This window comes from Vibrio sp. 10N.261.55.A7 (assembly GCF_002877365.1).
Taxonomy (GTDB): domain Bacteria; phylum Pseudomonadota; class Gammaproteobacteria; order Enterobacterales; family Vibrionaceae; genus Vibrio.
The window spans coordinates 2,911-5,456 of sequence record NZ_MCWZ01000089.1; the positions used below are offsets into that span (position 1 = coordinate 2,911).

General features: G+C 44.1%; 4 protein-coding genes. 2 read left to right on the plus strand and 2 right to left on the minus strand.

The genetic code is table 11. The features are described from left to right. Positions 1–8 precede the first annotated feature (8 nt). Entirely contained in the window at positions 9–176 is a 168-nt protein-coding gene (locus BCU12_RS06745; RefSeq protein ID WP_277871257.1) for a hypothetical protein, read from the plus strand. A gap of 73 nt (positions 177–249) precedes the next feature. After that, the gene (locus tag BCU12_RS06750) at positions 250–1,314 is read left to right on the plus strand and encodes a hybrid-cluster NAD(P)-dependent oxidoreductase (protein ID WP_102403586.1); all 1,065 of its coding nucleotides are present in this window, start codon (positions 250–252) and stop codon (positions 1,312–1,314) included. A gap of 194 nt (positions 1,315–1,508) precedes the next feature. On the opposite strand, the gene BCU12_RS06755 is transcribed toward BCU12_RS06750, so the two are convergent. Further along, positions 1,509–1,991, minus strand: a complete 483-nt coding sequence (locus BCU12_RS06755; protein ID WP_241909762.1) for a hypothetical protein — start codon at positions 1,989–1,991, stop codon at positions 1,509–1,511. Continuing rightward, entirely contained in the window at positions 1,988–2,317 is a 330-nt protein-coding gene (locus BCU12_RS06760) for a DUF805 domain-containing protein (RefSeq protein WP_102403587.1), read from the minus strand. The genes BCU12_RS06755 and BCU12_RS06760 overlap by 4 nt, the downstream gene beginning before the upstream one ends. Positions 2,318–2,546 lie beyond the last annotated feature (229 nt).

Here is a 2,546-nt window from a genome sequence, read left to right on the forward strand (position 1 = left end):
CGATTGTCATACTACTTACTCTGTTTGCATTGGGCGTTAAAGGCATCTATACCGGACCAACAGCGCCTGCGTTTTTAACGGACAACCTTATTAAGATAATGCAAGATCAGTTCGACATGCGTTCTATATCGACGCCTGAACAAGATCTCGCGACCATTCTTGGTACAGAAGCTTAAGAGGCTAAATGTTAAGCCTCGGCATTGCTGAGGCTTTTTTCTTTTAAAGATGAGTCTAGAGAGAGCAATAAGTATGTACGCATGGTCACAAAACGATTCTATTGAGCTGACTTGCTTAAAGAAATGGCAAGAAACGCCGGACACCGTGAGTTTAGAGCTGGGCTGTAAGCATTCAGAAATGATTTTTGACTTCAAGCCTGGCCAATTCATTACACTTGGTTTAACCATGCCAAGTAAGCGAGATTATCGCGCGTATTCAGTCAGTTCTATACCGGGTGGTCGTTCACTAAAACTAACTATTAAGCGTGTTGAAGGGGGCGCAGTCTCTAACTACATCGTGGATCATTTAGATGAGGGTGATGATGTTGATGTCCTCAAGCCTGCTGGCCGTTTTAATAGCATTGATTGTCCTCCCACCGCTTCAAATAAAGTGACACTTATTAGCGGAGGTTGCGGAATAACACCCGTGATGGCAATGGCACAGCATTGGCTCTCCACCAATGCCGATGTTGAGATTGATTTCATTCATATGGCGAGAAATAAAGAGCAGACAATTTATTACTATGAGCTGCTTAAACTGAGTGAAAACCATGACAACTTCAATCTCAAGTTGTTGCTGAAAGACAACAGCGACACGCAATTCCCGCAAGGTCGCCTTAACAAAGAGTGGCTGCAAACGCTCTGCCCTGATATCAAATCCAGAACAGTATATTTGTGTGGCCCAGTCGGCTTCATGAAAGATGTTGAGCACTATCTAGAGCAGATGGAGTTTGATATGTCAGCATTCTTCCAAGAGAGCTTTACACCGGATTTCGACTCACCAACACCGCTTGATTCTGCTATTGAGCATGCCAAGCCAATGACTGAAAACGAAACCGTTAAAGTCATGGTCCCAAGCTTTGGTGTCGAAATGGACGTTGATAAAGAGACGGCGCTTATTGATGCGCTAGAGAAAGGTGGTGTCCCTGTCATCGCCGCTTGTCGAAGCGGGATTTGTGGCTCGTGCAAATGTAAGGTGACAAAAGGGAGTGTGTCATCAAGCAGTGTCGAGACGTTAACCGAGCGAGAAATTGAAGATGGTTTTGTACTGGCCTGCTCAAGCATCGTGAGTGGTGATGTGGAAATCGCGCTCAATTAGATCGCAGCTTCGATTCTACCTTAAAGATTGAGTTGCTGAGATTCAGTCATTTAGGCTCATTCGCCTATATGACTGAGTCAGCTTGCTGTTCATGGACGTAATACTGTGAACGTATGTCATGTTCAGTCTCTGCTGTCTCCTTGGCCGTTAAGTCATTGGGTGCCTCGAAGTAGAGAATCGTTAAAGGAGCAGGACTAAATGCATTTAACTTCCCTCTTTTCTCCTGTAAACCAAGATAACCACTTTCTTTTTGAGTTTAAAACGAAGCCCTCATCTTCGTTTATTCCGCTTACGATGAGTGCATCGGCGTTCTTCTCACCATGTTGCCTGGTGAAGTGCCAATCTTGATGATTCAATCTTTTTCCTCCTATCAGTGCTTTATTAAGTCGCGCACTTATTACCGCAATGGTTAATCCATTTGATTGGCTAAAGCCTATACTGGAGTCGGAAATACTCCCTATCGCCACCGGTATTTTCAAAGAGCACCGTCTTCCGCCTATCTCAGTAAAAGTATATACGCCTTCACCTACTCGACCCTTAAGCCAGATGAGCTGTCCTTGGGTCATTGTCTCTACCGTTAGAATACCAACTGCCTTTGAAGGGTAAGCCATTGCAACTTGGCTATGCATGGTTAGTAGCGCCGCCAATGCTAGGGAAATTGTTCGTCTATTCTTCATGCGATCACTACCTTATCCGTTAGAGCGTTTGATGGTTGTGAGAGTAAATAGATCAACATGAATGGGCCAAATACAGGAATGAAAAAGACCCACCCCCAATGACCTGATTTACCGATATCGTGCAGCCGACGGACCATCGCGGCTAAGGTGGGAATCACGCTTAGCCCGCTGTAAATGATGTCCAACCAAGTACCAAATACGATGTCTATTGAAACGCATCCGATGGTGACAATCAGATGAACGAACATAAACCCCCAAAACTCTCTTCGCGGTGAACAGCCAGAAAAGTCGAAACACCGTTGCCATGTAATAAAGTAGAACCCCATATAGCACCTCCGTCTGATAGTTTGAGAGGCCAGTTTGATAAGAAAATGAGGCAATTGCGTCCTGAAACAGGTATTAGGACGTTTCAAAAGAGGAATTGGTTTATATTTGGTTTTCAATTAACTTTCATGCAGTTATGATCGATAAAGTTCCATTAAGTACCATTTATATATCTAGGACTACTCATGTTGGCTATTCCTGTACCATTTATTGTTTCCATGTTGCTTGGAC